General features: G+C 68.4%; 18 protein-coding genes. 8 read left to right on the top strand and 10 right to left on the bottom strand.

Features of this window, described 5'->3' with window-relative positions; translation table 11 throughout:
- Window positions 1-86: 86 nt before the first annotated feature.
- The gene (locus tag ACLB90_RS15265; RefSeq protein ID WP_411850258.1) at window positions 87-2,057 is read right to left on the bottom strand and encodes an OPT family oligopeptide transporter; all 1,971 of its coding nucleotides are present in this window, start codon (window positions 2,055-2,057) and stop codon (window positions 87-89) included.
- Between the two features lie 211 nt (window positions 2,058-2,268).
- Between ACLB90_RS15265 and ACLB90_RS15260 the strand changes: the two genes are divergently transcribed.
- The 3 genes from ACLB90_RS15260 (at window position 2,269) to ACLB90_RS15250 (ending at window position 8,222) form a co-directional block, all read left to right on the top strand.
- Complete coding sequence (locus ACLB90_RS15260; RefSeq protein WP_411850257.1) at window positions 2,269-3,420, top strand: DUF1624 domain-containing protein; 1,152 nt, start codon at window positions 2,269-2,271, stop codon at window positions 3,418-3,420.
- Between the two features lie 116 nt (window positions 3,421-3,536).
- Complete coding sequence (locus tag ACLB90_RS15255; protein WP_411850256.1) at window positions 3,537-5,294, top strand: peptide MFS transporter; 1,758 nt, start codon at window positions 3,537-3,539, stop codon at window positions 5,292-5,294.
- Between the two features lie 264 nt (window positions 5,295-5,558).
- A complete protein-coding gene (locus ACLB90_RS15250) occupies window positions 5,559-8,222 on the top strand; it encodes a hypothetical protein (RefSeq protein ID WP_411850255.1) in 2,664 nt (887 codons plus the stop codon).
- Window positions 8,223-8,268: 46 nt separating this feature from the next.
- Here the strand turns inward: ACLB90_RS15250 and ACLB90_RS15245 are convergent, their stop codons facing one another.
- The 3 genes from ACLB90_RS15245 to ACLB90_RS15235 form a co-directional block, all read right to left on the bottom strand.
- Window positions 8,269-10,242, bottom strand: a complete 1,974-nt coding sequence (locus tag ACLB90_RS15245; protein ID WP_411850254.1) for an alpha/beta hydrolase family protein — start codon at window positions 10,240-10,242, stop codon at window positions 8,269-8,271.
- A gap of 109 nt (window positions 10,243-10,351) precedes the next feature.
- Window positions 10,352-12,331, bottom strand: a complete 1,980-nt coding sequence (locus ACLB90_RS15240; RefSeq protein WP_411850253.1) for an alpha/beta hydrolase family protein — start codon at window positions 12,329-12,331, stop codon at window positions 10,352-10,354.
- 142 nt (window positions 12,332-12,473) lie between these two features.
- Window positions 12,474-13,112 (bottom strand): LysE/ArgO family amino acid transporter, encoded by a 639-nt coding sequence (locus tag ACLB90_RS15235; protein WP_411850252.1) that lies wholly within the window; start codon window positions 13,110-13,112, stop codon window positions 12,474-12,476.
- Between the two features lie 131 nt (window positions 13,113-13,243).
- Between ACLB90_RS15235 and ACLB90_RS15230 the strand changes: the two genes are divergently transcribed.
- Both ACLB90_RS15230 and ACLB90_RS15225 read left to right on the top strand, forming a co-directional pair.
- Window positions 13,244-14,149: a LysR family transcriptional regulator ArgP gene (locus ACLB90_RS15230; RefSeq protein ID WP_411850251.1), complete on the top strand. Its 906-nt coding sequence runs from the start codon at window positions 13,244-13,246 to the stop codon at window positions 14,147-14,149.
- A gap of 65 nt (window positions 14,150-14,214) precedes the next feature.
- Entirely contained in the window at window positions 14,215-14,799 is a 585-nt protein-coding gene (locus ACLB90_RS15225; RefSeq protein WP_411850250.1) for a hypothetical protein, read from the top strand.
- A 21-nt stretch (window positions 14,800-14,820) separates the two neighbouring features.
- On the opposite strand, the gene ACLB90_RS15220 is transcribed toward ACLB90_RS15225, so the two are convergent.
- Complete coding sequence (locus ACLB90_RS15220; protein ID WP_411850249.1) at window positions 14,821-15,246, bottom strand: hypothetical protein; 426 nt, start codon at window positions 15,244-15,246, stop codon at window positions 14,821-14,823.
- Between the two features lie 62 nt (window positions 15,247-15,308).
- Window positions 15,309-16,427: a PAAR domain-containing protein gene (locus ACLB90_RS15215; RefSeq protein ID WP_411850248.1), complete on the bottom strand. Its 1,119-nt coding sequence runs from the start codon at window positions 16,425-16,427 to the stop codon at window positions 15,309-15,311.
- A 208-nt stretch (window positions 16,428-16,635) separates the two neighbouring features.
- On the opposite strand from ACLB90_RS15215, the gene mqo reads away from it, so the two are divergent.
- The gene (mqo, locus tag ACLB90_RS15210) at window positions 16,636-18,324 is read left to right on the top strand and encodes a malate dehydrogenase (quinone) (RefSeq protein ID WP_411850247.1); all 1,689 of its coding nucleotides are present in this window, start codon (window positions 16,636-16,638) and stop codon (window positions 18,322-18,324) included.
- 514 nt (window positions 18,325-18,838) lie between these two features.
- The gene (locus ACLB90_RS15205) at window positions 18,839-21,013 is read left to right on the top strand and encodes a TonB-dependent siderophore receptor (protein ID WP_411850246.1); all 2,175 of its coding nucleotides are present in this window, start codon (window positions 18,839-18,841) and stop codon (window positions 21,011-21,013) included.
- Here ACLB90_RS15205 and ACLB90_RS15200 read toward each other — a convergent pair.
- Window positions 20,965-22,299, bottom strand: a complete 1,335-nt coding sequence (locus ACLB90_RS15200) for an MFS transporter (RefSeq protein WP_411850245.1) — start codon at window positions 22,297-22,299, stop codon at window positions 20,965-20,967. The two genes, ACLB90_RS15205 and ACLB90_RS15200, sit on opposite strands and share 49 nt — an antisense overlap.
- A 193-nt stretch (window positions 22,300-22,492) precedes the next feature.
- Between ACLB90_RS15200 and ACLB90_RS15195 the strand changes: the two genes are divergently transcribed.
- The gene (locus tag ACLB90_RS15195) at window positions 22,493-22,903 is read left to right on the top strand and encodes a DUF4259 domain-containing protein (protein WP_411850244.1); all 411 of its coding nucleotides are present in this window, start codon (window positions 22,493-22,495) and stop codon (window positions 22,901-22,903) included.
- Window positions 22,904-22,952: 49 nt separating this feature from the next.
- Here ACLB90_RS15195 and ACLB90_RS15190 read toward each other — a convergent pair whose 3' ends face one another.
- The 3 genes from ACLB90_RS15190 to ACLB90_RS15180 form a co-directional block, all read right to left on the bottom strand.
- The gene (locus ACLB90_RS15190) at window positions 22,953-23,630 is read right to left on the bottom strand and encodes a class I SAM-dependent methyltransferase (protein ID WP_411850243.1); all 678 of its coding nucleotides are present in this window, start codon (window positions 23,628-23,630) and stop codon (window positions 22,953-22,955) included.
- A 151-nt stretch (window positions 23,631-23,781) separates the two neighbouring features.
- Window positions 23,782-24,555, bottom strand: a complete 774-nt coding sequence (locus ACLB90_RS15185; RefSeq protein ID WP_411850242.1) for a DUF72 domain-containing protein — start codon at window positions 24,553-24,555, stop codon at window positions 23,782-23,784.
- 11 nt (window positions 24,556-24,566) lie between these two features.
- Window positions 24,567-25,001: a pyridoxamine 5'-phosphate oxidase family protein gene (locus ACLB90_RS15180; RefSeq protein WP_411850241.1), complete on the bottom strand. Its 435-nt coding sequence runs from the start codon at window positions 24,999-25,001 to the stop codon at window positions 24,567-24,569.
- Between the last annotated feature and the right edge of the window lie 64 nt (window positions 25,002-25,065).

The following is a 25,065-nucleotide window of genomic DNA, read 5'->3' as shown; positions in this document are numbered from 1 at the left end:
CCAGATCCGGCAAACCCGTGGGGGCACGCGTTGCGCGCGACCCCGTGCGGGGGAGCCGGGCCCTGCCCGGCTCCCTCCAGGATGGCTTACACGTTGCCGACGGCGCGCTTGCCGGTGCGGTAGATCAGCCAGCCAACCAGGAACAGCACGGCCAGGCCGATCCACTGGGCGCCCGGCAGGTGGAACGGCAGCGCCAGCACGTCGGCGCGGCTGCTGAGCACGATGGGAACCGCAATGGCGATACCCATCAGGGCTTCACCGGTGATCAGGCCAGCGGCAAACAGCACGCCCGGCTTGTGCACGCGGTCGCGGCCTTCTTCGTCGTCGCCGCGCACCTTGTGGAAGCGCTCCACCAGATAGGCGATCAGACCGCCCAGGAAGATGGGCACCATCAGCTCCAGCGGCAGGTAGATACCGATCGCGGCGGCCAGCACCGGCACGCGGAAGCGGGCGTTGCGCGACTTCAGCCAGCTGTCGAAGGCGATGATCGCCGCGCCAACCACGGCACCGATGCCGATGAAGGTCCACGGCAGTTCGCCGCCGAACAGGCCCTTGGCCACCGACGCCATCAGGTTTGCCTGCGGCGCCGCCAGCGCATTGGGGTGCAGCTCGGACTTGACGCCGATGCCGTAGGCGGTGGCCAGCAGGTTCAGCACCGGGGCCATGATCAGGGCGCAGGAGAACGCGCCGATGCCCAGCATCAGCTGCTGCTTCCACGGGGTGGCGCCGACGATGTAACCGGCCTTGAGATCCTGCAGGTTGTCACCGCCGACCGCCGCCGCGCAGCACACCACGGCACCGATCATGATCGCGGCCACGGCACCCAGCGGGGCCCCGCCAACGCCGACCGGCTTGAGGCCGTCGGCGCCCAGCAGCACCACCAGCACCGCCGAGGCGAACAGGATGGTGGAGATGGTGATGCCCGAGACCGGGTTGTTGGACGAACCGATCAGGCCGGCCAGGTAGGCCGAGACCGAGACGAACAGGAAGCCCGCGGCGATCATGATCAGGGTCATCGGGATCGACACGTGCCACTGGCCCACGATGGCCTGGTACAGCGCCAGCAGCGGCAGGGTGAACACCACCAGGGCCACCAGCATCCACTTCATCGGCAGGTCGCGCTCGGTGTGCGCCAGCGCCGGGCCACCGCTCTTGCGGGCAGCGGCGAAGCCGCTCTTGACGCCATTGAGCAGCGACTTGCGCAGCGAGATCAGGGTCCAGACGCCGCCGATCAGCATGGCGCCCACGCCCAGGTAACGCATTTTCGCGCCCCAGATGGCGAATGCCGCCTCGGTCGAGCCGGCCGTGGCGATCGATGCCGCCAGCGCCGGATCGGTGTTCATGAAGAACGCCTGGTACAGCGGAATGGCGATGTGCCAGGTCAGGATCGAGCCGGACACCACCACGATGCCGACATTCAGACCGACGATGTACCCCACGCCGAGCAGCGCCGGGGACAGGTTGGTGCCGATGAAGGCGGTGATCTTCGAGCTGCCCACGTAGGCCGAGGTGGCCCAGGCATCCGGGATCAGGCGCAGACCGCTTTCGGCCGCCAGCTTCACGAAGGCGCCGATCACGGCCGACACGGCGAGGATCTTCAGGCCCGGGCCCGGGTTCTCACCGGCCTTGAGCACTTCGGCGGCCGCCTTGCCTTCCGGGAAGGGCAGCGGATCTTCGACGATCATCGACCGGCGCAGCGGCACGGAGAACAGCACGCCCAGCAGGCCACCCAGACCGGCGATGCCCAGCACCCACCAGTACTTGAAGTCCGGCCAGTAGCCCATGATCACCAGCGCGGGGATGGTGAAGATCACACCGGCGGCGATCGACGAGCCGGCCGAAGCGCCGGTCTGGACGATGTTGTTCTCAAGGATGGTGCCGCCGCCGAGCAGGCGCAGCACGCCCATCGAAATGACGGCCGCGGGAATCGCGGTGGCGATGGTCAGGCCTGCGAACAGACCCAGGTAGGCGTTGGCCGCCGACAGGATCACCGCCAGCACGATGGCAAGCACCACCGCGCGGAAAGTGAGCTGTTTGGGCGCAGCGTCGTTGTTCATGGAAGCCCCTGCTGGCAAAAAATCTGGTCCACGCTAGCGTTCATGTCCGGGCAAGTCCAGTGTGAAACGTGCTGCAACACGCATGACTCGCGGTGGTCACAACGATAGGGCGGCCGCACCGCCGCCATCCCGCCCGGATCGGCAAGGCCCGGCGACAGGCCCCACCACTTCGTTATGTTATATCCTATCGCGCCACTCCTCTGGCGTTGCCGTGACCGCTCCCCTCGCCTCCCGCCTCACCTCCATCGACCAGCTGCGCGGCACGGTCATCGTGCTGATGCTGCTGGACCACGTCCGTGAAACGTTCTACCTGCACCACCAGGTGCCGGACCCGATGCTCGTGGACCAGACCGAACCGGCGCTGTTCGTCAGCCGCCTGCTCGCCCACCTGTGCGCCCCCGTGTTCGTGCTGCTTACCGGGCTGTCGGCCTGGCTGTATGGCAGCACGAAGGCCGATGGCCGGCGTGCGACGAGCGCGTTCCTGCTCAAGCGCGGCCTGTTCCTGGTGGCGCTGGAGCTGCTGGTGGTCAACTTCGCCTGGACGCTGCAGTTCCCACCCAGCGTGATCTACCTGCAGGTGATCTGGGCGATCGGCCTGAGCATGATCGCCCTGGCCGGGATGCTGTGGTTGCCGCGTGGCGTGCTGGCAGCGCTCGCGCTGGTGCTGATCGCCGGGCACAACCTGCTCGACGGTGTCCGGGTGAGTGGCGATGGGCCACTGGCGATCCTGTGGAAGGTGCTGCACCAGCGCGACTGGATCGTGCTGGGCGAGCACCTGCGCCTGCGCACCTCCTACCCGGTGCTGCCGTGGATCGGCGTGATCGCCCTGGGCTACGTGCTCGGGCCGTGGTTCGCGCGCGGCGGGGAGCCGGCGCAGCGCCAGCGCCGGCTGGTGATGGCCGGCGGCGGCGCGCTGCTCGGGTTCGTGCTGCTGCGTGTGGCCAACGTCTACGGCGACAGCCCGTGGCAGGCGCTCGGCACCGCCGGGGCGACGCTGATGAGCGTCTTCAACGTCACCAAGTACCCGCCTTCCCTGCTGTTCCTGCTGCTGACGCTGGGCGTGGGGCTGTTGCTGCTGCGCCTGTACGAGCGGCCGGCCGTAGCCCGTGTGCTGGCCCCGCTGGCCGACATCGGTGCCGCGCCGATGTTCTTCTACCTGCTTCACCTGTACGTGCTGAAGCTGCTGTACGTGCTCGCCGAGGCGTACTGGGGGCCAACCCACGGGGCGTATGTCGGCGTGGACCATGTGGCCACGCTGTGGGCGCTGACCGCGGTGCTGGCCCTCGCGCTGTACTGGCCCACCCGGGCGTTCGCGCGGTTGAAGGCGCGGCGGCGGGATCTGGCGTGGTTGCGGTATCTGTGAGCAGGGCGTGCCGACCGACGGTCGGCACCCACCCACCGTAGCAATGGCCCGAACGGGTGCCGGCAACTGCGCAGCACAGGGGGCATAATCGCCGCCTGTCTGCTGCCTGCCCGCCCATGACCGCCATTGCCCTGCCCGCCTCCGACGACTTCCTCGGCCATCCCAAAGGCGTCTACGTCTGCTTCTTCACCGAGATGTGGGAGCGCTTTTCGTTCTACGGCATGAAGGCGCTGCTGCTGCTGTACCTCACCAAGTACCACCTGTTCGGCGACAAGGCCGGGCTCGACCTGCTCGGCGCGTACGGTGGTCTGGTGTACTGCATCCCCGTATTCGGCGGCCTGCTGGCCGATCGCTGGCTGGGCATGCGCAAGGCGGTGGTGTTCGGCGGCGTGCTGCTGGTGCTCGGTCACCTCGGCATGGCCTTCGAAGGCCATGCCGCCACCCGCGTCGACGGCCAGATCGTGCGCGATGACGCCGCGCTGGGCATCACCTACCTGTCGCTGGCGCTGATCATCATGGGCGTGGGCTTCCTCAAGCCCAACATCTCCACCATCGTCGGCAAGCTCTACCCGGAAAACGACCCGCGCCGCGATTCGGGCTTCTCGCTGTTCTACGCCGGCATCAACCTCGGCGCACTGTTCGCCTCGCTGGTGTGCGGCTTCCTCGGCGAAGCCTACGGCTGGAAGTACGGCTTCGGCGCTGCCGGCATCGGCATGGTGATCGGGCTGGCCATGTTCCTGTGGGGCCAGAAGTATCTGCAGGGCCACGCCGAGCCGTCCGATGCCCCGGCGCTGCGCCAGCGCGTGCTGGGCATCCGCCGCGAATGGCTGATCTATGCGGTGGCGGTGCTCGGCGTGATCCCGGTGGCCGCGCTGATGTGGGCCGCCGCAAACGGCGCCTTCGCCCTCGGCGGTGAAATCAGCCTGGCGTTGATGCTGATGATCGTGGTGCTGGGCGGCGTGCTGGTGTGGTTCGCCTGGTTCACCGGCACCCGCTGCACGCCGGTGCAGCGCCAGCAGATGATCGCGCTGATGGCGCTGATCTTCATGGCCCTGGTGTTCTTCACCCTGTACGAGCAGACCTACGGCTCGTGGGTGACCTTCACCGACCGCCTGCTCACCAAGGACCTGGTGCCCGCGCTGGTGATCCAGGGCGGCACCCCGCTGCCGTGGTCGATCGCCTCGCTGCTGCTGGCGCCGCTGGGCTTCGTGGTGGCCGCGCGTCTGTCCGAACGCAACCCGGCCTCGGCCGCGCCGCGCACCCTGTTCATCGCCATCGTCGCGCTGATGCTGGTGATGCTGATCCGCGACTGCCTGGTGATTCCGCAGACCGCCGGTTCGCTGACCTATCTCGGTGGCCTGTTCCTGGTGGTGCTGGCGCCGCTGTTCGCCATGCTCTGGGCCTGGCTGGACCGACGCCGCATGGACCCGTCCAAGCCGGTCAAATCCTCGTTCGGCCTGGTCTTCGCCGCGCTCTCGTTCGTGCCGCTGGCGCTGGCCGCGCAGCAGGTGGGCGCGAGCGGGCAGATGGCCAGCGTGTGGTGGCTGGTGCTGGCCTACCTGATCCTGGAGATCGGCGAAATGTGCCTGTCGCCGGTCGGCCTGTCGGCGGTCACCCAGTTGGCCGCGCCGCGCGTGGTCAGCCTGATGATGGGCACCTGGTTCCTCGCCACTGCGTTCTCCGAAACCCTCGCCGCGCTGTTCGGCAAGCTCGCCGCGATCGAGGTGCCCGAAGGCGAAACGATGAACATCGCGAGCGCTGCCGCCAGCTACGAGCATCTGTTCTGGCTGCTGATGTGGATCGGCCTGGGCTGTGCGGCGGTGGCGCTGCTGTGCTCGCCGCTGCTGAAGAAGATGATGCACGGGGTGAAGTAACCCGGCATCGCAACGCACCTGCACAACGGCACCCACGCGGTGCCGTTGTGCGTTTTACACGCGGCGAGTTAGCAGCAACACATAAACGTTTCCTAACACCATACGACCCGGTCACATTCTGGGTTTTTCGTATTTGTTTCAAATACAGCCTCCGGCGTTGTCACGACCATGACGCTCCTTCACCGCCCTCGCGCGGTCGGAGCGGTGTCGCGACCGGCACCCGCTCCGTCTTTCCTCGTCCTGCACCTACGACTGGAGCTGCCCATGCGCCGTACCGTTCTCTTCCACCACCCGCTCGCCGCGACGATTGCCCTCGCCCTGTGCGGCGTGCCTGCGGTGCCTGCCCACGCGGACACCGCGGCACAGTGCGATACCGTCGGCGACACCGACTGCGAGACGGCGCAGGCCAGCGGCCGAGGCGGCCTGTCGGCGTGGTGGATCGGCGGCATCGTCGCCGTGGCAGCAGGTGCGGCGGGCGCTGCCGGCGGCGGCGGTAGCAACGGCGGCGGCAATGGCGGTGGGAACGGCGGCGGCGGTCCCGTCCCCGGCCAGGAAGGCGGCCAGTTCGGCGATCGCCAGACCCTGGTGGCGGCTGGCGGTGAGTCCCAATGGAATCAGCCGGTGGACACCCGCATCATCGGCAACGCACGCAACGACGGCCACTTGGATCTGAATGCCGGCAGCCTCACGGTGCGCAGCAACGGTCATCTGCACAACCACGGTACGCTGCGCGTCGGCGAGGCCGCGCGCCTGGTGATCGAGCGCGATGGCGACCTCGACAACCGTGGCCAGCTCGACCTGCGCGGCAGCCTGCATCTGCAGGCCGATGCCAGCCTGGAGAATTTCGGCCGCCTGTCGGCGCAGGGTGCACGCATCACCCTGGACGGCGATGCGGAGATCGACAACCACGGCGACATGCAGTTGCGCGACACACTGGTGGTGCTGCAGGGCGACAGCGATTTCGACAACGGCGAGCGCCAGCGCCCCGCGCGGCTGGTCGTGGACGGCGGCGGGTTCGTGCTGGGCGGTGCCGCCGGGTTCGAGAATCACGGCACCCTCCACGCCAGTGGCGCGCTGAACCAGGGCAGCCTGATCCACGCCACCACCGCGCGCGTCGGCAATGACCGCGACACCATCGAAGCGTTCAACAACCACGGCAGCATCGTGCTCGATGCCGATGCACGGGTGCTCACCCTGCTCGCTGACACCCACGCCAGCACCGGCATCAACCGGGCGGGCGGACAGATCACCAGCCACGCCCGCAACCACGCGGCCCTGCATGCCGAAGGCGCATCGGCGACGCTGCTCAACCAGGGCACCCTCACCGTTACCGGTGATCAGGCCGTGGCCATGTCCGGCGCGCGCGGCGCCACCCTGATCAACGACGGCACGATCAACCTCGGCATCGCCGGTGCGGCCAACGGCCAGCACCTGGTGGCGATGCGTTCGGATGGCACGGCCACGCTCAACAACCGCCGCGGTGGCGTGATCAATATTCACGCCGACCATTCGCATGCCTTCCAGGTTGCGGGCGGCGGCAGCGGACGGCTGATCAACAACGGCCAGGTCAATGTGTATGGCATCGGCAGTGGCATCAACGCCGATGCCGCCACCGCCGCGGCCAACCGGCCCGGTGCCGACCTGGGCTGGCAGGCGCCTCGCGGCATCAGCGGCTACACCGTGGGCACCAACGCCGATGGCAGCGCCGGGCGCATGGTGCTGCACCAGGGCGGCCACCTGGCCGACGTCGCGGTGGACACCGGCTTCACCCGCGGCACCGCCGCGTCGCAGGTCCACCTGCAGGGTGTGTTTACCGGGGCCGACAGCGGCGAAGACAACATCCGCAGCGCGACGGTGGTGTGGCGCGCCCAGGCCGAGCGCGATGCCAGCGGCACTGTCGATGTGGTGATGACCCGCAATGACTACCGCGCGCTGGCCGATGCGTCGGTCCAGGGTGTGGCTGCAGCGCTGGAAGCCGGCTATGGCAACACGGCGCTGTTCCACAGTCTGGAAGTGGCCGACACAGCCGAGTTCAACCGCGCCCTGCACCAGCTGTCCGGTGGGCAGGTGATGGCGGCAAACCAGCGCCTGGCCGCCAACGGCGAGGCGTTCTGGTCGAGCCTGGCACGCAGCGCGCCGACCGACGGTCACCGCCTGCTGGCATTCGGGCCGGGGGCTGAAACCCGCTACGGCGTGCAGGGCGTGGGCACCGGCCTGCAGTTGGCGGTACCGATGCAGGGCGGCCGCCAGTTGCAGATGATGACCGGCCTGCTCAGCGCGGATGCCGCACACGACGGCGGGCAGACGCGCAGCCAGTCGCGCTTCGCCGGCGTCGGCATCGGCCAGTCGCTGGGCGCGTTCCGCCTCCAGCACACCCTCGGCAACGAGTGGCATCGGATGGACGGTCAACGACAGCTCCAGTGGGGTGCTACGCACACGACGGCGCACAGCCAGCGCGCGCTCTCGCGGACCCGCATCGGCAGCACGCTGAGCCGCGATCTGGTGACGTCCGCCCTGCACTGGCAACCGCGGCTCGGGGTCACCGCGTTCCACACCCGCGAGGCCGCCTTCCACGAGCACGGCGCGGATGCATTCGGGTTGTCGGTGGGCGCCGGCACGCGACGTGGCGTGCAGTGGGAAGCCGGCACGGGCGCGCAGGCGCGGGTCGGTTCGGCGTGGACAGTGCGTGGCGACGCGGCCTTGATCGGTTCCGTCAAAGAACACACCCGCGGTCGCCTGGCGTATCTGCAGGGCGCGGAGGGCCACGCATTCGAGCTGCCGGGCAGCACGTCGGGCGTGGACTACCGGGTGATGATCGGCGCGGACTACCGTCGCCAGCGCCTGGCGCTGGGCGGGGCGGTTCTGGCGCAGCGCCTGCTGGGCACTCCCGACACCCAGGCGCAGATGCACCTCAACTACGTGTTCTGATCCCGCCGGACGATGGCGCGTAGGCGCCATCGTCCGCCGTGCCGGCTCAGGGTTGCGCGGCTGCCGTCGGTGCCGTGGCGGTTTGGCCGCCCAGGCTGCGCGACAGGAAGGCAAGCAGCTTGGTGTAGTACTCGCGGCGGTGGTCGTCGGTGTAGAAGCCGTGGCCTTCGGTGGGGTAGTACAACGACTCCACCGGAACCCCGGCCTTCTGCAACGCCGCTTCCATGCGCTTGGTGTGCTGGATCGGGGCGCGTTCGTCCTGGCCGCCGGCCGCCAGGAACACCGGCACCTTGATGCGGTCGGCCAGGTTGACCGGCGACACCGCTGCCAGGTCGCCACGTTCGCCGATCCACTCCTTCAGGTAGGTCTCGCCCGAGCGCCGCCCCTGGATGTCGCCGGTGGTATGCATCATCGGCAGGTCGTACACGCCCACGTAGCCGGCCGCGCAACGGTACAGCGTGGGTTCCTTGGCCACGCCCATCAGTGCTGCGTAACCGCCGTAGCTGGCGCCGTAGATGCAGATCTTCGACCCGTCGGCGATGCCCTGCTCCACTGCCCAGCGGGTGGCGTCGGTCACGTCGTCCTGCATCGTGCCGCCCCACTGGCGCGCGCCGGCCTGCTCGTGGGCACGGCCGTAGTTGCCCGAGCCCCGGAAGTTGACCTGCAGCACCGCGTAACCGGCGGCGGCCAGCAGCTGGTTTTCGCTGTCGTAGCGGCCATCGTCATAGACATCGAACGGACCGCCATGCGGCACCACCACCATCGGCAGGCGCTTGCCTTCGCTGCCCTTGGGCACGGTCACGTAGCCGTGCAGCGGCAGACCGTCGCGCGCCTTCAGCGCGATCGGGCGCACCACCGCGGCCGCTTCCGGGTCGATCCAGTCGCTGCGGCTCAGCAGGTGTTCGGCATTCTTGGCGACGGTGTCGAACAGGAAGAAGTCGCCCGGATTGCGGCCGGACCAGACTTCCAGCAGCAGGCGCTTGCCGTCGCGGGTGGACGAGGTGACATACACCGCCTCGCCGCCGAAGGCCGCTTCGAGGCTGCGGTGCATGCGTGCGTCGGCGGATTTCTCGTCGAAGAAGCGCGTCCGCGGGGTATCGCCCATGAACAGCGCACCGACCGGAATCGAGGTGCCCTGCCGGTAGATCACCCGTGCCGGGTCCACGACGGGATCGGAGAGCACGGGCAGGCGTTCGCCGCTGGCCGGGTTCCACGAGACGAACGTCGCTGGCCCGCGCGGCTGCTCCACGATCAGGTACGCCAGCGCGCCATCGGTGGAGAACCCGACCGGCCGTTCAATGCGCCCTGTGTCGTTCTCGTCGTTGAGCAGCGTCCAGTCGCTGCCGCCCGCGGCGCGGTAGTACAGCTTGTTGACGTTGTCGCCGCCGGCCCCATAGGCAAAACGCACCTCGCCCTGCGGGTCGGTCGCAAAGCGCGCGCGCTGCACCGGGGCGCGCGCGGCCACCTGGCGATGGCCGGTGACCACGTCCAGGCGCTCGGCGCGGGTGAAGGGGTCGGCGGAGAACGGCCACGTGGTGACCAGCACGCCGCGCGGATCGTTGGGCAGATCGTCGGCCAGGAACGCGGCTACCGCGTCGCCCTTCTTCGGCTGGATGCGCGATCCCTGCCGTGCGGCCACGCGATAGCCGATCAGCAGCTCGCCCCGGCCGCCGTTGGCGTTCATGGCGAACAGCTCACCGGTAGGGCGCGGCGCATCGTGCGAGCCGAACTTTTCGGCCAGGCCGATCACCACGCGGTCGTCGCTGGCCCAGTGGAAGTCGGACGCATGGTTGTCGCGCGGCGGCACGAACGAACCGGTCAGGCGACCTTCCACGCGGTGCATGATCGCCAGCGCGGTGCGGTCTTCCATCGGCACCGCGGCCGCGAAGTAGTCGCCCGACGGCGAAATCTTGATGCTGGTGAATTTGTCGCGGCGCAGGTAGTGATCCAGATCCACCGCGGTGGCCTGCCCGGCCAGGGTCATGCAGACGGCCAGTGCCGTCAGGGTCAACGTACGCATTCTTCCCCCTTGCTGCCGGACGGCGTGTCCGGCAGGTAACGATGTTCCGGAGCACGGTGGCCCCGGTGTGGCGCGGCAGCGGGCGATGCCGCCGCCGCAGGTGTGGTGGTCAGGGCGCCTTGCCCTTGCCGGCCGGTGTGGTGGTGGCCGTGGCACCGCCGAGGCTGCGCGACAGGAACGCCAGCAACCGGGTGTAGTACTCGGTGCGGTGCTCCTGGGTGTAGAACCCATGCCCTTCGGTCGGGTAGTACAGCGATTCCACCGGTACGCCGGCCTTCTTCAGGGCGGCTTCCATGCGCTTGGTGTGCTCGATCGGCGCGCGCTCGTCCTTGCCGCCAGCGGCCAGGAACACCGGCACCTTGATGCTGTCGGCCAGGTTGACCGGCGAGCGGTCGGCCAGGTCCTTCGGGCGGCCCATCCACTCGCGCAGGTAGTTCAGGCCGAACTCGGTCTTCTGCACGTCGCCGCGCGCGTACATCATCGGCAGGTCGTAGACGCCCACATAGCCTGCCGCGCACCGATACAGACCGGGCTCGCGCACCGGCCCCATCATGGCCGCGTAGGCGCCATAGCTGGCGCCGTAGATGCAGATGCGGTCCTTGTCGGCCACGCCCTGCGCGATCGCCCAGCGCGTGGCATCGGTGACGTCGTCCTGCATGGCCATGCCCCACTGCAGACGGCCGGCCTCGGTATGTGCGCGCCCATAGTTGGACGAGCCGCGGAAGTTGATCTGCATGACCGCGTAGCCGGCGGCGGCCAGCAGCTGCGACTCGGTGTCGTAGTCGCCGGGGTCGAACACGCCGATGGGCCCGCCGTGCGGCACCACCACCATCGGCAGGTTGCGCCCGTCGCTGCCGTGCGGCAGCGTGAGGAACCCATGCAGCGGCAGGCCGTCGCGGGCCTTGAAGGCGACCGGCCGTACCTCCGCGCTCTTGGTCGCGTCGATCCAGTGGCTGCGACTGGCCAGGTGCGCGGCGTTCTTGCGGGCGGTATCGAACAGGAAGAAGTCGCCGGGATTGCGCCCGGACCAGGTTTCCAGCAGCAGCTTGCCGCCATCGCGGGTGCTGGAGGTGATGTAGACCGACCCACCCAGCGCGGCCTCCAGGCTGCGGTACTGCCGCGCCGTGGCCGAGGTGTCGTCGAAGAACGCGGCGCGGGGCGTATCGCCGAGGTACAGCGCGCCCACCGGGATGCGGGTGCCGGGCTGGCGGATGATCCTGTGCGGGTCCACCACCGCATCGCGCAACAGGGTCCGGCGCTCATTGGTCTCCGGATCCCAGCTGACGATCGCATCCGGCCCGCTGGCCTGTTCAACCTGCAGGTAGGCCAGACGGCCATCGGCCGAGAAGCCCAGCGGCACCTCGGTGCGGCCGCTCACGTTCTGGCTGTTGATCAGCGACCACTCGCCGCCAGGGGCGCGGTAATACAGCTTGTTGACGCGGTCGTTCGCAGCGCCCAGCGCGAAGCGGACCTCACCCTGGTTGTCGGTGGTGAAGCTGCCGCGCTGCACCGGCGAGCGGACCACCATCGTGCGCCGGCCGCTGAGCACGTCCATGCGCTCGACCTGCGGATAGGGCTCGTCGCTGAAGGGCCACACCTCGATCAGTGCATACCGGTCGTCGTCGGGCAGGTCGTCGGCCATGTAGGCGGCCACATCGCCCGCCTTCTTGACCTTGATGTAGGTGCCCTGGCCTTCCTGCACCCGGTAACCGACCAGCAGCTCGGCGCGCTTGCCATCGGCATTGATGCCGAACAGCTCGCCGGTAGGCTGCGGCGCATCGCGCGCGCCGAGTTTCTGGGCCAGGCCGACCACGATCCGCTCGTTGCTGACCCAGTTGACGGTATGGGCATGGTTGTTCCTGGGCGGCCTGAAATTGCCCACCATCTCCATGCCGGGCAGGCGCAGGATCGCCACCGCGGTGGCATCTTCCAGCGGTATCGTTGCGGCGATGTAGTCGCCTCCCGGCGATATCTGGATGTCCTCGAAACTCTGCTGCCGCAGATAGCGGTCCAGCTCCACCGCCCCGGCCTGCGCCGACAGCGCCGCACACACCACCGCCAGCATGGCGGCCCACCTGATCCTGCTCATCCATCCCCCCCGGGCTACCGGACTTCATGTCCAAGTGCCCGATTCTAGGCGGAAGGTGGGGTCGGGAACCAGTGCGGAACGCACAAAGAAAAATGGCACCGCGAACGGTGCCATTTAAGGTATGCATCGATGGAGAGAGGTATCAATGCATACCGCGGAACGCGAGGGTCAGCGCCAGGATCGACAGGATCACCGCGATGGTGCCGTCGAGGATGCGCCAGGTCTTCGGCTTGGTGAACAACGGCGCGAGCAGGCGCGCGCCGAGCCCCTGTGCGGTCAGCCACAGGCAGCTGGCGGTGACCACGCCGGCGGCGAAGGCCATGCGCGAACTACCGAAGTTCTCGGCGATCGAACCGATCACCATCATGTCCAGCCAGAAGTGCGGGTTGATCAGCGAGAAGCCGACCGCCGACATCAGCACGGCGCGGCGCGAGGTGTCACCGCCGTCATCCATGTCCATGCCGCCGCCACCGCCGGCCAGCGCGCGGCGCGCCGACTGCCACGCATACCAGGCCAGGAACGCCACGCCGCCCCACAGCACGGCGGTGGTCAGCCACGGCAGCGCCTGGGTCAGGGTGCGCAGGCCGGCGACGCTGGCGAAAATGAAGGCGGCGTCGATCGCCGCGCAGGTCGCCACGACCGGCACGATGTGCTTGCGCAGGATGCCCTGGCGCAGGATGAAGGCGCTCTGCGCGCCGACGACGGCGAACAGACCAATGCCGGTGGCGGCGCCGCTGAACCATGCGGCGAGCCCGGCGCTGCCGGAAATGATGGAGAACATGGGAGACCACCTGTGTTGCGGGGGGCGGTGCCTCGCCAAGGCGTACAGCACCGGATGGCGCGTATTGTCGCGCCGCAACATGGAAAAGTAGAGCTAAACTTACTTAACCACCTTTAGCCAGGCTTAAGACCATGCGGATCGACCATGCCCAGCTCCGCGCGCTTGCCGCCGTCGTCCGCGAAGGCAGTTTCGAGCGTGCCGCGCAGTCGCTCAATGTCACCGCCTCGGCGGTCTCCCAGCGGATCAAGGCGCTGGAGGACCGGGTCGGCAGGCTGCTGGTCAAGCGCTCCTCCCCGGCGGTGGCCACCCCGGAAGGCCAGGTGCTGGTGCAGTTGGCCGAGCAGACCGCGCTGCTCGAGCACGACGCCCTGCACCGCATGGGCATCGCCGACGAGGACCTGCCGCACGCCAGCATCCCGGTGGCGGTCAACCACGACAGCCTGGAAACCTGGTTCCCCGAGGCCGCGCGCAGCTTCGCCGCGCAGACCGGCACCACCCTGGACCTGCGCCTGGAAGACCAGGACCACACCGTTGCCCTGCTCCGCCAGGGTGCGGTGCTGGGCGCGGTGACCACGCTGGACGAACCGGTGCAGGGCTGCCAGATCCACGCGCTGGGCAGCATCCGCTACGCGGCCACCTGCACCCCGGCCTTCCATGCGCAGCACTTCGCCAAGGGGGTCAACGCGCAGTCGCTGGCGCAGGCCCCGGTGCTGGTGTTCAACCGCAAGGACGACCTGCAGGCGCGCTTCGCCCGGCGCCTGGCCGGCGAGGACCTGCCGCTGACGGCACCGACCTGGTGGATTCCCTCGACCCGTGCGTTCGTGCAGGCCAACCTCGGCGGGCTGGGCTGGACGATGAACCCGCTGCCGCTGGTCAAGCGCCACCTGGAAGCGGGTCGGCTGGTGCTGATGAAACAACGCGCGTGGGAAGACGTGCCGCTGTACTGGCAGCACTGGAAAGGCGATGTGCAGACGATGGCCCTGCTGACCCGCGCGGTGCTGGGGGCCTCGGCCACGCTGATCCGCCGGAAGCGCTGACGGTGGTCACGCGCCCCTGACCGGCAGGCGGGCAGCATCGGCCCATTCCCGCCAGGGGCACGTCGATGGACACCGATCCGGTCTTCCTGCACATCCGCGTGGTGCTCAGCATCATCCTCGGCCTGAGCATCACCACGCTGCTGCGCGGCCTGGCCTCGATCATCGAGCACCCGCAGCACCGTGGCGGGTCGTGGATCCACCTGTGCTGGGTCGTGTGGGCGCTGGTGTCGGTGGTGACGTTCTGGTGGTGGGAATTCCGCCTGATCGAGGTGCGGCACTGGACCTTCGGCACCTATGTGTTCGTGATCGGCTACTGCGCGGCCTGGTACATGCTGTGCGTGCTGCTGTTCCCCGACGACGTGCGCGAGTTCGGCAGCCTGGAGAACTACCTGCTGCAGCGCCGTGGCGGATTCTTCGGGGTGCTGGCGCTGATTACCGTGCTGGATCTGGGCGATACGGCGATCAAGGGGCACAGCCGCTGGCAGGCGCTGGGCGATGCCTACCTGCTGCACACCGCGGCGATGCTGCTGATCGCCGGGCTGGGCGTGGCGCTGCGATCGCGGCGCGCCCATCTGCTGCTGGCCGCGGCCGCGCTGGCCTACCAGGCGGCCTATTTCCTGCTGGAGTACTTCACGCTGGGCGGGACCTGACGGCCCGCGCCCTGCGCCGGCTCAGCGCGCGTCGAGCCCGGCGCGGCCGTCCACGATGTGCACCTTCGCGCGCACGATGGTGGCATCGGCACCCTTGCGCTCCGGGGTGATGTTCAAGCTGAAGACCGCATCCAGATCGACCGGGCGCAGCGCGAAATCGTTGATTTCCTTCGGCGTGATCGGCCAGCTGAAGCGCACCGACTGGCCCGGCGCCAGGGTCTCCAGGTCCTTCAGCATCAAGCCGTCCACCGGGTTGCGGCGCAGCTGCTTTTCCTTGCCCGAATGGCGGTCCACCAGACGTACCGCCGGGCCCCGCTTGCGCAGGAAGGCAACCGGCAGCGTCACCGCGCTGCGGCCGCCATTGCGCAGTTCCAGTTCCACCCGGACATCGTCGCCGGTGAAGCGGCAGTGGGCGTCGTCGATGCAGCGGGCGTGGAGTTCGATCATGGGGGCAGGCTCTGGGTTCTGTGCAGACAAGGGCGAAGCGGCAAACAGGGCGATCAGGGGAATCAGGAAACGGTGCATGTCAGCTCCCGGCCGAGTTCGCGACGGAGCCGTTCCTGCACCTCGCGACCGATGTTCCAGGCATGCCTGGGGTGGGTACCGGCGCTATGGTACGTGGACATGATGGTGGCCTGCGGGTCGGTGCTGTCGCGGTAGGCCATCGCTTCCACCCCCACCGGATCGACGGTGCCGTCGGGACGGATGTAACGCACCGTGTCCGAGGCGTCGTCCTCGTTCTCGGAATACTCGTCGGGCAGGCCCAGGGTGTGGGCGAACTCGTGTGCGTAGGTCCACGGGTCGGTGGTGGTGGCGACATACACCAGCGGCGGATCGACCATTTCGCGGTCGTATTCCTTGTGCAGCTGCAGCGTGTAGTCCTGGCCACCGTCGACCCACTGGATCGCATAGCGGATCGGGAACGAACGCGTTCCGCACTGCGGGTCGTTGACGGCCAGGGTGAACTTGCCGTTCCAGTAGGTATCCACGCCTTCCATCATGCGCAGCTTGGCGGTGGTGACGTCGCCGGCGGTGACGCCGGCCAGCGGCTGCACGCGGACCTTGATCGAGACCACGATATCGCCGCCTGACTTGAGCGGCACCGCGATGCTGTAGGTCACCGGGAACGTCCAGTCGTAGCGGGTGCCCGCCGGGTCCAGCGTTTCAGAGTAACGGCCGTCGGCGTTCACCGCGATCTTCGCCTCGTGGTCGCTCACCCAGCATTGCGGGGCGTCCTCGGGCGGGGCCGGTGGCGCATCGGCGGGCCTGGTCGCCTTCAGCACCGCTGCCGCGATGGAGACTGCAGCGGCGAGCACGGCGGCCGTGTTGCTGGAGCCACCGCCACCCCCACCCCCACCGCCGCCGGCCTCCACACTCACGGTGGCCTGCTGGCCGGCCAGCAGGGTGCAGCCGCAGCTGGCCTTGTCGCCATGCCGCGCGACCGGGTTGCCGTCGATGATGAGGGTGGCGTCGCCGCTGGCGATCACGCCGGGGCCGTGCTTGCTGCACAGCACCGCGTCGTTGACCCGGGCCACTGCGCGTCCGTCGATATCCGTGAAGGGCGAGCCGGCCAGTACCGTGCCGCCCAGATGGAGGTGGTCACCGACCACAACCAGCGTCCTTGCCATTGCGTACCTGTCTCTTTCGTAGCGATCTGTTGCGCATTCAGTTTACCTGCGTGAACCGGTCGGGGTCACCCCATCGGATGCTGCGTTGCACCAAATCCGTACCGGAAAGGGCTAGAATCCGCGCCAAGGAACCGCTGTGACCCCTGTCTTCACAGGCGTCCCCGGCAGCGGCGGCATCCTGTTCACGTCTCCTTCCTCTGGGATCCCCATGAAAAAACTAGCGAAGGTCGCCCTCGGCCTGCTCGTGCTGTTGCTGCTGGCATCGGCCCTCTTCCTGTACTGGCCGCTGACCAAGCGCTCGGTCCCCGCCGCCGGCAACGACAAGCCCGTGGACGTCGTCCTGATTGGCGGCGGCATCATGAGCATCACGCTGGCCACGTTCCTGCAGGAACTGCAGCCGGACTGGAACATCCAGGTCTATGAACGCCTCGATGGCGTTGCCCTGGAAAGTTCGGACGGCTGGAACAACGCCGGCACCGGTCATTCGGCGTTCGCCGAACTCAACTACACGCCGGAACTGCCCGACGGCAGCATCGAGACCAAGCGTGCGGTGGGCATCGCCGAGCAGTTCGAGATCTCGCGCCAGTTCTGGTCGCACCAGGTCAAGGCCGGCCGCCTGAGTCAGCCGTCGGACTTCATCAACCCCACCCCGCACATGAGCTTTGTGTGGGGCGACGACAACATCGCCTATCTGCACAAGCGCCAGCAGGCGCTGGTGAAGAACCCGCTGTTCTACGGCATGCAGTACTCCGAAGACGCCGCGCAGATCAAGCAGTGGGCACCGCTGCTGATGGAAGGCCGCGACCCGAAGCAGAAGGTGGCCGCCACGTGGATGCCGCTCGGCACCGACGTGAACTTCGGCGTGATCACCCGCCAGCTCACCGCCGGCCTGCAGCGCAGCCCGAACTTCCAGCTGCATCTGAAGCATGAAGTCGGCGCGCTGCGCCAGAACGATGACAAGAGCTGGAACGTCACCGTGAAGGACCTCACGTCGGGCAACGAGTCGACCATCAAGTCGCGCTTTGTGTTCATTGGTGCCGGTGGCGCCGCGCTGAAGCTGCTGCAGCTGTCGGGCATTCCGGAGTCGAAGAACTACGCCGGCTTCCCGGTCGGCGGTCAGTTCCTGGCCTTCCAGTCGCCGGCCATCGCCGAACGTCACGGGGTCAAGGCGTACGGCATGGCCGAAACCGGGTCGCCGCCGATGTCGGTGCCGCACCTGGATGCGCGCAAGCTGGACGGCAAGCCGGTGGTGCTGTTCGGGCCGTTCGCGCTGTACAGCACCAAGTTCCTCAAGCACGGGTCGTGGTTCGATCTGTACTCGTCGGTGAACCACAACAACGTGGCCGGGATGCTCGATGTGGGTGCGGAGAACCTGGACCTGGTGAAGTACCTGATGGGCCAGGCGCGCCTGAATGACGATGACCGCCAGGCCGAACTGGTCAAGTACTTCCCCAACGCCAAGCGCGAGGACTGGACGCTGGTCACCGCCGGGCAGCGGGTGCAGATCATCAAGCGTGATCCGGAGAAGGGCGCGATCCTGCAGTTCGGCACCGAGATCGTGACCGACAAGGACCACACTCTGGCCGCTCTGCTGGGTGCGTCCCCGGGCGCGTCGACGTCGCCGCCGATCATGCTGGACCTGCTCAAGAAGGCCTTCCCCGAGCAGATGGCAGCCGGCTGGGAAGCGCGCCTGAAGCAGATCGTGCCGTCGTACGGGCGCAAGCTCAACGACAGCGCGGCGCTGACCAACGCGGTGCGCCGCCAGACCAGCGAGACTCTGAAGCTGCCCTACCTGGACGTGCCGGTGGAAACCTCGCCGGCGGTGATGCTGACCCCGCCGGCCAATGCGCCGGCCGAGAAGAAGCGCAACGCCAACGAGGAACTGCAGGCGCTGTAAGGCCTGCGGCGCCCGCCGCCGGGCGCCTCCCCGGACCTGCCCCTGCCAAGGGGGCCGGTTCGGGTGCTGCGGGGGTTGGTCGAGCGCTGCGGATGTGGGTCCAGAGCAGCGGATGGTTGGTCGAGCGCTGGGCCGCACTGCCCTTGCCGGCGAATGTCCCCCGGGGCCGGCCTGCGGCCGCCCCCTCCTCCTTTACTTCGCCCGCAAGGGCAGTGCGGCCCACGTGTCGGGGCCACTGGCGCCTCCTGGAAGCGTCCGGTTTCCCACGCGCGAAGCCCTCGCGGTGCGTTAAGGGTTTGTAAAGCGAATGAGAACGCTTTACATTTGCACCCGCTGCCTTGCCGGTGCGGGTGCTGGACGGTCTCAACGGACTGCCGTCTGCCCCGCTGAACGCTCCACGGCACCAGCGGCCGGCGCCTTGCCGGCGCCCCCCCTCCAGAAGGACCTGTCGCCTGGCGCTGTCGCGTCGGGCCGCTGTGCTGCCCCTCTCCCGAGACCGATTCGAGACCCCTGCATGTCCTTCCGTGACCGTCCGCTCCGCTCCCCCCGCCGTGCACCGCTGGGCCTGGCCCTGCTTGCCGCGCTGTCGATGACCCCGTCGCTGGCGCTGGCCGACGCCGCCACCGATGCCACCGGCAACGCCGACGCCAAGACCCTGGACAAGGTCCGCGTATTGGCCGGCAAGGCCACGCCGTCAAGCACCACGCGCCTGGCCATCACGCTGCAGGAGACCCCGCAGTCGACCAGCGTGATCGGTCTGGAGCGCCTGCAGAGCGAGTCGCTGTACAGCATCAACGATGTGATGCGAAACATCACCGGCGTCAACGTGTCTTTCTACGACACGCAGCGCCCGCTGTACTACGCACGTGGTTTCACCATCACTGACTTCCAGGTCGATGGCCTGCCCACCTACAGCGGGTCCACCAACCAGGAATACGACACCGCGTTCTACGACCGCATCGAGGTCATCCGCGGCGCCAACGGCCTGCTCAGCGGCGCCGGCATTCCCTCGGCCACGGTCAACCTGCTGCGCAAGCGCCCCGGCCGCGAGTTCGATGCGTCGTTCGCGGTCAGTGCCGGCAGCTGGGACTTCCGCCGCATGGAAGCGGACGTCAACGCGCCTCTGACCGCCGATGGCCGCTTCCGCAGCCGCGTGGTCGCCGCCTACCAGGACCGCGACTACTACTACGACCGCTACACCGAAGACAAAATGTCCGGGATGGCGGTGCTGGAAGGCGACCTCACCGACAGCACCACCGTCACCCTGGGCTACCAGCGCCAGGACAACAACCCGGTCGGATCGACCTGGGGCACGGTGCCGTTCTTCAACAGCGACGGCAGCTTCGCCCACCTGCCGCGCGAAACCAACATGGCCCCGAAGTGGACGCGCTGGCAGCGCGAGACCAGCACCGCGTTCGCCAATCTGGAGCAGCGCTTCGGTGAAAACTGGTTGCTGAAGGTCAATGCCGCGCACACCGAAGGCAACGTGCAGAACGTGCGCGTGTACGGCAGCGGCTATCCCGATCCCACCACCGGCAGCGGCGTGACCCTGATGGCCGGTGCGGGCGATGCCGAGGACACCCGCAACGGTGTGGACGTGTTCCTGTCGGGCAGCTTCGCGCTGTTCGGCCGCGAGCACGATGTGGTGGTGGGTGGCAGCTGGTCGGACCTGGAATCGACCACCTGGACGCTCACCCCGGTCAACACCTGGCGCTACGACATCCCCAACCTGTACACGTGGGACGGCGACATCCCCGAGCTGACCGCCACCCGCACCGGCGCCCGCCGCGTGCAGCGCACCACGCAGAGCGGCGTATACGCGTCCACCCGCCTGCGCCTGACCGACCCGCTGTCGCTGATCGCCGGCGCGCGACTGAGCCGCTGGGAAACCCTGACCCGCGCCTACAACACGCGCGGCGTCTATACCGCCACCAGCGGCCAGTACAAGGTCACCGACGAGGTCACGCCGTATGTGGGCCTGGTGTACGAGGTCCTGCCGGAACTGTCGGTCTATGCCAGCTACACCGAGATCTTCAATCCGCAGAACTTCAAGGACAGGAATGAGAACCTGCTCGCGCCGGTGCAGGGTTCCAACCTGGAAGCGGGCATCAAGTCGCAGTGGTTCGATGGCCGCCTGACCGCCAACGCGGCGATCTTCGAGGCCAAGCAGGACAACTACGCGGTGCGCGACATGACCCAGCCGGACGGTTCGCTCAGCGATGGCAGTTCGGCCTACGTGGGCGTGAACGGCACCAAATCGCGCGGCTGGGAAGTGGACGTCAACGGCCAGATCCTGCCAGGCTGGACGGTCAATGCCGGCTACACCCACGTCAAGGTGACCCGTGCGACCACCGACCTGATCTACGCCAACCTGCCCGAAGATTTCCTGCAGCTCAACACCACCGTGCAGTTGTCCGGCGTGCTGGAGCGGCTGAGCCTGGGCGGCGGGTTCTCGTGGCAGAGCAAGGTCCGCGGCTACAACATCCCGTACCCGCTGGGCGGCACCGTCACGATCAACCAGCCGGCCTACATGCTGGTCAATCTCAACGCCAACTACCGCATCAGCGACAACTGGATGGCCACCCTCAGCGTGCGCAACGCGCTGGACAAGACCTACTGGGCCAACCTGGACTACAACAACTACGGTGAGCCGCGCTTCGTCTCGGCCAGCCTGCGCTGGAAGTTCTGAGGGCGCGTCTCGCGCAGCGTCCACATCACCGGCAGCACCAGCACGGCCACCAGCGCGATCATCGCGCCCGGCGCAGCGGACCATCCGCTGTGCCGGACCAGCAGTTCGGCAACCAGTGGCGTGGCACCGCCGAAGAACGCCGTTGCCATCGTCACCCCCAGCGCCAGCCCACTGAGGCGGCCTTCGCCGGGAAACTGTTCAGCGGTCGCCGGGGCGGCGACCGCACTGACGCCCCCGGCCAGGCACGCCAGCACCACGGCGGCGATACCGATCTGTACGGTGCTGCCCGCGGCCATCGCCGCGAACATGCCCAGCGGCAGCAGCGCCGACAGCACCGCCAATGCGATCAGCACGGGGCGCCGTCCGATCCGGTCCGACAGCGCACCCGCCAACGGCGTCACCGCGATCACCGCCACCGCTGCCACCGTGGACAGCCACAACGCCGTCGATTCGCCGACCTTGCCCACCGAGCCGAGGAACGCCGGCACGTAGGTGATGCCGACGTAGTAGGTGATCGAACCGAGCGCGGAAATCGCGAAGGTGCGCGCCACCGCAGCACGATGGTGCCGCCAGGTATCGCGGATCGGGGTGACCGGCACGGTGCCGGCCGCCTGTTGCCGTTCGAACTCCGGCGATTCCTGCATCCTCGAGCGCGCCAGCAGGATCGCACCGGCGAGCGCGGCCCCCACGAAGAACGGAATACGCCAGCCCCAGGCATCCAGTTGTGCCGTTGTCAGCAGCGCAACGGTCAGCGCCGACAGTCCCACCGCCAGCAATGCCCCGACTTCACTGGCGGCCGACGCCAGCGAGGTGATCAGCCCGCGCCGCCGCGGCGGCGCGGATTCCAGCAGGTAGGCGACCACGCCGGTGTACTCGCCACCGACCGAGAACGCCATCAGGCAGCGCAGCAGCAGCAACAGCACCCCGGCCGTGCTGCCCAGCGTGGCGAACGTGGGCAGCAGTGCGGTGGCCAGCATCGCCACGGTCATCAGCAGCATCGAGGCCAGCATCATCACGCGCCGACCGAACCGGTCGCCAAGGTGGCCAAAGCACAACGCCCCCAGCGGGCGCATCAGGTAGGACACGGCAAACCCGGCCAGGGTGGCCAGCAGTGCATGCTCGCCGCCGCCGAAGAACACCCGCGACACCACGGTGGCTAGGTACAGATACAGCGTGAAGTCATACCACTCCACTACCGTGGACAGGCCGGCGATCAGCATCGAGCGGGTGCGGCCGGCAGGCGCTGCGGCGGGTGCGCCCACGACGATCGGTTCGGCATCAGGCATGTGATGGGGCTTCACTGCGGGGGTCATGGCTGGCGAGCCTACGGTATCGGGCCTGCACGCCGTGTCGAGGTCGCGCGCTTCCCTTCCGGGCGGTGCGGATGCGACCATTCCCGCGGGTCGCCCTCACGGGCACGGAGGTACCACGGGATCAACCGATCCCCACAACGGGCACCCGCCCGACAGGAGCAGTGACATGGGTGCATGGGCCGCCGATTCCTTCGGCAACGACGACGCCGCCGACTGGGTGTGCGATCTGGACGATCACAGCGGCCTCGCCCTGGTTCGCGAAGCACTCGCCGACGTGCTCGGTGCCGAGGACTACGTGGAGGCGCCGGAGGCGTCCAAGGCGCTGGCCGCGATCGAGATCATCGCCGCCGGGCTCGGCCGCCCCACGGCGGCGTTCACGGCCGACGAGGATGCCGTGGCCTGGGTTGCCAAGGTCAAGCCGGCCATCGATGCCGCGCTGGTCAAGGACGCACTGAAGGCAATCGAACGCATCCTCGCCGATGACTCGGAGCTGCGCCAACTGTGGGAAGAGAGCGACAGCGCCGAGGAATGGCTGCAGGAAGTGGCAACCTTGCGCTCGGCGCTGCAGCCTGCCTGATGCGCGATGCAGGCGGCGGCGCGTCGTCCGCGACGTGCCGCCGACCGGTTCAGACCGCGGCCACCGCGTTGCCGGCGTGGCGGGTATAGCGCAGCAGCCGCCCACGACCGGGCGCATTGCCCTCGTCATCGAACAGGCCGAATTCCTCACTGGCCGCATAGCCCTGCAACGCCATCGCGCGCGAGAAGCCGCCGGTGTTGCCGCGCCCCGGGTCGGTAAGCAACAGCTCGGCCTCCGGCTGTGCATGGCGTTCCATCATCGCGGCGATCTGCACGCCGTGTCCGCGTTCGTACAGCACATCGCTGCCGATGATCAGGTCGAACCGGCCCAGCGTCGTATCCGGCAGTTCCCAGGGCAGGTCGCGGTAGTGGATCGCGGGAAGATCGTTGAGGCCGGCGTTGTAGGCCAGGAACGACTCGGCCAGGGGATGGTGGTCGCTGGCGACCACGTTGGCACCGCGGTGCGCCAGCACCAGGCTGGACAGCCCCAGGCCGCAGCCCAGTTCGAGGATGCGCTTGCCGGCAATATCGACGCGGCTCATGGTCTCGGCCAGCACGCGCCCGGCAGGCCAGACCTGCCCGAACAGGCTCCACAGCGAGGAGTGGATGCCCGCGCGCTGGGCGCGGCCGGTGGGGTCGGCAAACTGCTGCAGATCGCTGAGCGCGCGGATGCGGAAGTCGTGGCCGCCGACCGGAATGGTGAGGATGCGGGTGGTATAGCCCGGCATATGCGCTCCGTAGGGGTACGGTGAATGCGGCCTCCAAGGGGGAAGCGGCACTCAGGGAATGGAGCGAAGCGGGCGGTCGGGAACGGACCGCGCAGGACGCGCGTGACGGCGTGGGACCCGCGCATCGTACAGCAGCATCGCCGCGCGCCCTTCACCCCGCGCGGCCGCCCGCGCTGCCCGTGCCGGCCAGCAGCACCTGCAGCCGTGCCGCATTGGGCACGGCGAAGCCGTGCGCGGTGTTGTCGAAAATGACCCACGCCGGCGCATGTGCAGGCAGATGGCGTTGCACCCCGGCGGCCAACGCCGCCAGGGCGGCCTCGGGGTAGTCGCTGTAGTACATGCGGGGTGAGCCGTGCCAGCGCCAGTAGGCCGGCGTGGGCGCGCCCCCGGGCACGGCCGCCTGCGGATGCAGGGCGGGATCCACCGCCGCGCGTGCCACCCCGTGCCGCTGCAGCAACGCATCGGCCCGCGGATCGAACCAGCTGGCATGACGCGGCTCGCAGACCACCGGCACATCCGTACGCCGCCGCAGCGCGCGCAGGAAGGCGGACACGCGGCGCGCATCGAAGCTCAGCGACGGCGGCAACTGCAGCAGCAACGCACCCAGATGGGGGCCCAGGCCGGCCACCTCATCGAGGAAACGGTCCAGCAACGGGCCCACGCCGACCAGGCCCGCGTCATGCGACACCGTGCGCGGCATCTTCACCGAGAAGCGGAAGTGCGCCGGCACCGTGGCTGCCCAGCGCTCGTACGTGCGGCGCTGGTGGGACCGGTAGAACGAGGAGTTGATTTCCACCACGCTGAAGCGCGTGGCGTATCGCGCAAGCAGGCTGTCGCCCGCCCCGAACAGCGCGGCGTCGCGGGTCGGGATGGACCAGCCGGCGCACCCGACCCGGACCACCGGCGCCGACGGTTGGCGGGGCATCGCGGCGTCCCTCAGCGCAGGATCTCGCCCTCGTCTTCACCGTCCCAATAGTGGATGCGCGTGGCGGCGACATGGATCAGCAGCAGGCCGGGCGTATCCACGCCCTGTTCGAACCAGTGGTCCAGATCCTTCACCCAATGCTGCTGCAGGGCGGCCTTGTCGCGCACCAGCGCCGCCCTGCCCTGCACCGCCACGAACAGCGGCGGCTTGCCGAGCAGCGACTTCTTTCCGGTGAAGCTCAGCGCCACCTTCGGATTGCGCTGGATCTGGCGCACCGCATCGGTGTCTTCCAGCGAGAAGAACCAACTGTCGCCGTCGTAGTCGACATCGCCGTTGTTGCTCATCGGACGGCCGGCGATGTCGCCGCTGTCGGTATGGGTCTGCAGCAGCGTGAAGTCGATGCCGGTCATCTTCTTGGCCAGGTCGTGCAGGGTCAGGGTGGTCATGGCGGTTCCACGCAGGAAGGGAGGGACAGCGTCCGTGCCGGCCGGTGACCACGCCGTGCAGGGA

Origin of the sequence: Stenotrophomonas sp. LGBM10 (genome assembly GCF_046736075.1) — a bacterium.
Taxonomy (GTDB): Bacteria; Pseudomonadota; Gammaproteobacteria; order Xanthomonadales; family Xanthomonadaceae; genus Stenotrophomonas.
The sequence above is the reverse complement of the archived record's forward strand: the minus strand, read 5'-3'. Positions and strand labels throughout refer to the sequence as shown.